This window comes from Variovorax sp. 01T439_2 (genome assembly GCF_056398445.1).
Genome location: NZ_JBFTPJ010000342.1, coordinates 1 through 5,547, shown reverse-complemented (window position 1 = coordinate 5,547; position 5,547 = coordinate 1). Strand labels below are relative to the sequence as shown.

Annotated in this window: 4 protein-coding genes; all 4 read left to right on the top strand. The window is 68.9% G+C overall.

The features are described 5' to 3' along the window. A partial coding sequence (locus AC1DOC_RS17070) for a glutamate ligase domain-containing protein (RefSeq protein ID WP_478130138.1) occupies positions 1–2,075 on the top strand: 2,075 nt, incomplete at its 5' end. Further along, on the top strand, positions 2,072–2,368 hold the full coding sequence (locus AC1DOC_RS17065; RefSeq protein WP_018906842.1) for a hypothetical protein: 297 nt from the start codon (positions 2,072–2,074) through the stop codon (positions 2,366–2,368). The genes AC1DOC_RS17070 and AC1DOC_RS17065, both read left to right, overlap by 4 nt. 79 nt (positions 2,369–2,447) lie before the next feature. Then, positions 2,448–4,289, top strand: coding sequence for a peptidase domain-containing ABC transporter (locus tag AC1DOC_RS17060; protein ID WP_478130137.1), 1,842 nt, complete (start codon positions 2,448–2,450; stop codon positions 4,287–4,289). A gap of 37 nt (positions 4,290–4,326) precedes the next feature. Further along, positions 4,327–5,547: HlyD family type I secretion periplasmic adaptor subunit (locus AC1DOC_RS17055; protein WP_478130136.1), on the top strand; the 1,221-nt coding region annotated here is incomplete at its 3' end.

Sequence of the window (5,547 nt, the reverse complement as noted above, 5' to 3'; positions counted from 1 at the left end):
AGCTGGCGCTGGGCATCGCGTCGCTGCAGGATGGCGCCACCGGCAGCTTCAGCCACGTGCTGCATGCCGGCGACCTGCGCGTGAAGCAGGCCTCGCGCGTCATCTACTACGACGGCGAGGCCGCCTACGGCCTCATGCGCCTGTACGGCCTCACGCGCGACGCAAGGTGGCTCGCCGTGGTCGAGAAGGCCTTCGACCACTTCATTGCAAGCCAGCACTGGCAGGCGCACGACCACTGGCTGAGCTGCTGCGTCAACGAGCTCACGCGCTGGAGCCCGCAGGAAAAGTACTTTCGCTTCGGCCTGCAGAACGTGGCCGGCTACCTGGACTTCGTGCTCGACCGAAAGACCACCTTTCCGACGCTGCTCGAACTCATGCTCGCGGCCCAGCAGATGCTGCAGCGCCTGGAGGCCACGCCCGCCATGCGGCACCTGCTCGACGAACTCGACACCGAAAAGTTCTACCGCGCGCTGGAGTACCGCGCCCACTACCTGCAGAACGGCTTCTTCTGGCCCGAGATGGCGATGTACTTTCGCCGGCCCTCCACCATCGTCGGCTCCTTCTTCATCCGGCACCACGCGTTCCGGGTGCGCATCGACGACGTGGCGCAATACGTGTCGGGTTTCGTGGCCTATCGCCGCTACCTGCTGGAGCGCCCCGCCGTGCCCGGCGCCGGCAGCGCGAGGGACGACGGTGCCGCCGCCTGGACCGCAGGCGAAATGGCGCGCGTGACCGGCGGCGAATGGGTGGTGCGCCCGGAAGACGGCTGGCGCGCCAGCGGCGTGACGCAGCGCTCCTTCCTGCGCAAAGGCCGCGTGGTGTTCGAGCACCAGGCGCGGCCCTCGAAGACGCCGCTGGCCGCGGTGGCGCTCAAGGGCGTGCTGCAGCCGGCCGCCGCCGTGCTGTGCACCGATCCCGCACCGCACCTCGACAAGCGGGTGCCGGTGCTCCAGGTGGACGACGTGCCGCAGGCCGTGCTTGCGCTGGGCGCGCATGCGCGCACCGAGTTCACGGGGCGCGTCTGCGGCGTGCTGGGCAGCGGCACCGCCGGCAGCACCGTGGCCGCGATGCTGGCCGACGCCCTGGCCGTGTGGGGCGAGGTCGGCCGGCCCGAAGGCAACGTCAGCCTGCCCTCGGGCATGGCCTGGAACCTGACCTGCATGCCGCGGCATGCGGCCTACTGGGTGCTGGAGATGGGCTCGCCGCACATGCTGGCCACGGCCCAGCTGGTGCGGCCGATGCTGGCGGTGGTGACGGGGCTGTCGGCCGCGTCGCAAAAGCACCGCGGGCCTTCGGAAGCCGCCGCGCGCATGGACAGCCGCATCTTCGAGGGCATGGCGCCCGGCGACAGCGCGGTGCTGAACCGCGACCTCCCCGAGTTCGCGACCTTTGCCGAAGCCGCCATGGCGCACCAGCTGCAGATCGTGACCTATGGCGAGCACAAGGACGCCGACGTGCGGCTGCTCTCGTTCGACCATGGCGAGGTGCAGGCCCAGGTGCTCGGCGAGCCGTTCCAGCTTCGCCTCAATGCGCCGGGGCGCCACATGGGCGTGAGCGCCGTGGCCGCGCTGGCGGCCCTGCAGGCGATGCGCCTGAAGCTGGCCGCCGCAGTCGAGCCGTTCGCGCAGTTCGAGCCGCCGGGCGGACGCGGCGCGCTGCACACCATCCACATCGGCGGCGGGAGCTTCAAGCTGATCGACGAGACCTACGACGCCAACCCGAGCTCGATGCGCGCCGCGCTCGAGCTGCTGTCGCAGGCGCCCTGCGAGCCGGCCCGCCGCGTGGCGATCCTCGGCGACATGCAGGAGCTCGGCCCCGCGGCGCAGCGGCACCACCTGGACCTGGAGCCGGAGCTGCTCGCATCGCAGCCCGACCGCGTGCTGTTGTGCGGCCCGCTGATGCGGGCGCTGCATGCGCGCATCCGCACCAAGGTGCGCTCGCATTGGTTCGTCGACGTGTCCGATCTGTCGACCGCGCTGGGCGGCCTGCTGCAGCCGGGCGACTGGGTGCTGGCCAAGAGTTCTGCCGGTGTCGGCCTGTCCCGGCTGGCCCGGGTTCTGAAAGCATTGCCATGATCAAACTGAACGCTCAGGCGTCCTTGCCCTATCAACGCCAGGCCGCGCCGCAGCGCCGGTGGTGGCTGGGCTGGCTGCAGCTGCTTTGCGCCTGGCTGCTTTGCATGTTGCTGTGCGCCAACGTTGCGCTGGTGCTGGCGCAGGGCCTGCCGAAAGACGAAGCGGCGCCGGTCGTGGCTAGAAAAGCGGCGGACTGCAGCCTGTCTGTCGAGGCCGCCAAGGACGCCGCGGCTGCGAATGCGGAAACGGTGTCGCACACGCTGAGACGTATGTCACGCTGCAGCGCTTCGTAAGTATTGATTTTGTCTTGTAACAACTGGGTAACAGTCGATAATGGCGCAGGCGTCATTGCCTGACGGATCGGCCCTTCCCATGATCAAGTTTCTCTTGCCCAGCCAACTGGTGGCCGAGGTGCCCGAAAAACCAGGTGCGAGCCCGTACGCGGGTGCCCTGCACACGGCGTTCCGCGCCGCCTACCCACTGGTCAAGAGCGCGGCCTGGCGCTCGCTGCCCATCAGCCTGTTCGGCCTGCTGCCATCGATCTTCCTGCTCCAGGTGTATGACCGCGTGCTGTCGCGCAGCGGCGTCTCCACGCTGGCCGCGCTGGTGTGCGGCATCCTGTTCTTCCTGTGCATCGAGTTCTGGCTGCGCTCGGGGCGTTCGCGCCTGTTGCGCAATGCGGGCGCGATCATCGACCACGGCGTGTCGGGCGCGCTGCTGCATTCGATGCTGAACCGTCCGCTGCRTGCGCTCGAAGCGCGCCCGGCCTCGATCTGGCACCAGTTCTTCCGCGACGTGGCCTCGGTGCGCGGCACCGTCACCGGCGGCCTGGCGCAATCGATCTTCGACCTGCCGATGGCGGTCTTCGCACTGGCCGTGATCGGCATCGTGGCCTTGCCGGTATTGCCGGTGGTGGTGCTGTTCCTTGCCATCATGGTCTTCCTGGCCTGGTGGTGGGCCGACGAGGTGCGCAGCGGGCGGGTCGAAGAAGTGCAGCGCGGCCGCGGCCTCGAGCGCATGACCTCGGAGATCTGCAACGCGCGCGAAACGCTCAAGACGCAGGCCAACGACGGTCCCACCATCGAGATGTGGCGCCAGTCGTACAACTCCTGGCTGAGCGAAAGCTTCAGCAAGAACGGGCAGATCGAAACCGCGCGCGACGGCACCACCGTGCTGATGACGGTGTTCTCGGTCATCGTGGTCACGGTGGGCGCCATCTCGGTGATGGAGCAATGGATGACGGTGGGCGGCCTGGTCGCCTCCAACATGCTGGCCCTCAAGGCGCTGCAGCCGGTGGCCGGGCTGGTGTCGAGCTGGCGCTCGCTGGCCGCGGCCAAGGAAGCGGCCAAGCGGCTCGAGACGGTGCTTGGCGAGCCGGTGGAAAAAGCGCCCACCGGCATGGCGCTGCCGCAGCCGCTGGGCCGCGTCACCTTGAAGGACGTGAGCTTCAGCTTCACGGAGGACGCGCACCGGCCGGTGCTGGAGAACGTCGACCTGGACATCGGGCCGGGCGGGCTGCACGTGATCGTCGGGCGCAACGGCGCCGGCAAGTCGACGCTGGTCAAGCTGCTCTCGGGCCTGTACACGCCCACGCGCGGCGTCATCAGCATCGGCGAGTACGACCTTTCGCAATTCGGCCGCGAAGAGCTTTCGCGCTGGATCAGTTACCTCTCGCAGGAGGTGTACTGGTTCGGCGGACCGCTGATCGACACCATGCGCCGCACGGCCCCGGGCCAGAGCGACGAGCAGGTGGTGGCGGCCTGCAAGCTCTCGGGCGCGCACGAGTTCATTTCGCGCATGCCCGACGGCTACCGCACCGTGGTGGGCGAGGGCGGCACGGGCCTGTCGGTGGGCGAGCGGCGCAAGCTCGCGTTGGCCATGAGCTTCCTGCGCAAGCCCTCGGTGCTGGTGCTCGACGAGCCCAGCAACGACCTGGACTTCCAGAGCGAGCGCACCCTGCTGGCCACGCTGCTCGCGGTGGCCAAGGTGCGCACGGTGGTGGTGGTCACGCATTCGCTTCGCATCGTGTCCGCAGCCAGCGTGGTCTACCACGTGACGGGGCAGGGCAACGTCGAACAGGGCACGGCCGCCATCATGGTGCCCAAGCTCTTCGGCGTGAAGAAGGCGCTGGTGGCGCTCCCCGATTCCACCGCAGGCGAGGACGATGCCGACGTGCACTCGCAGCAAGCCGCCGCCAACCGTTCCATGGCCTGAGCGGCCGATCGATCGAAGAGTAATTGGGGACCGCGACTTGAAATCAGATTTGCCGCAGATACTGCAGGACGAGGATCACAAGCGCGCGGCGCAGACATCGCCCAAGGGCCGGCGCCGCAAGTGGGTCATTGGCGGCGCGGTTGCGCTGCTGGCCGCTGTCGGGCTGGGCTTTCCCATGGAAACCGTGGTGGTGGCACCGGGCCGCGTGATCCCGTCGGACCGCGTCAAGTCGATCCAGCATCTGGAAGGCGGCATCGTCAGCAGCGTGCTGGTCAAGGAAGGCGACAAGGTCACGCAGGGCCAGCCGCTGGTGGAGATCGACCTGGGCGGCAGCGGGCTCAATTTCGAGGAACTCACCGCGCGCTACGCCGCCACGCAGGCCACCCGCATCCGGCTCATAGCCGAGAGCCGCGGCCAGCCGCTCAGGCGCGAGAGCTTTGCCGCCGACATCGACGAGAGCGTGCTCGACGGCGAGACCGGCGCCTACGAGGCGCGCGCGCTCGAGCAGCGCGGCGTGATGGCCGGTGCGGTGTCGGGCCTGGAGGGCGCGCGCAGCCGGCTGCTCGAGCAGCAGGCCAAGGTCAAGGGCCTGAACGACCGCCTCGCACTGATGCAGAAGGAACTCGAGATCTCCGAGCAGCTGCTCAATGAAAAGCTGGTCGGCCAGGTCGAAGTGCTCGAGAAGCGGCGGCAGGTCGAAAGCGTGCGAAGCGAGCTGGCCGTGGCGCGCCAGGGCGCCATCTCCGCGAGCGCTGCCATCACCGAGGCGCAGGCCAAGATGGCCGAGGCCGAAGGGCGCTTCCGGCGCCGCGCGTCCGACGAGCTGGCCACCGTGGAGCGCCAGTTCGCCAGCCTCAACGAAGACCTGGCGCGCGCGCGCACGCAGCGCTCCCGCACCATGGTGAAGGCGCCCGCCGACGGCATCGTCAAGGGGCTGCGCAGCGCCAGCCCGGGCTGGGTCATCAAGCCCGGCGAAGCCATCATGGAAGTGGTGCCCGACAAGGACGAGATCATGATCGAGGCGCGCCTCAATCCCAACGATCGCGGCTTCGTCGAGGTCGGCCAGGCGGCGCGCGTCAAGATCACCGCCTACGACTACCTGCGCTATGGCGCGGTCGAAGGCAAGGTCACCCTGGTGGCCGCCGATGCCGACCGCGACCCGGCCATTGCCAACGCGGCGCCGTACTACCGCATCCTCGTGAGCACCGAGCAGGCCCACGTGGGCCCCGAAGACAACCGCATCACCGCCGGCATGGAG

Excerpts from the sequence above, each read along its gene's own strand:
- AC1DOC_RS17065 (WP_018906842.1), top strand. The coding sequence starts at position 2,072 with ATGATCAAACTGAACGCTCAGGCGTCCTTGCCCTATCAACGCCAGGCC.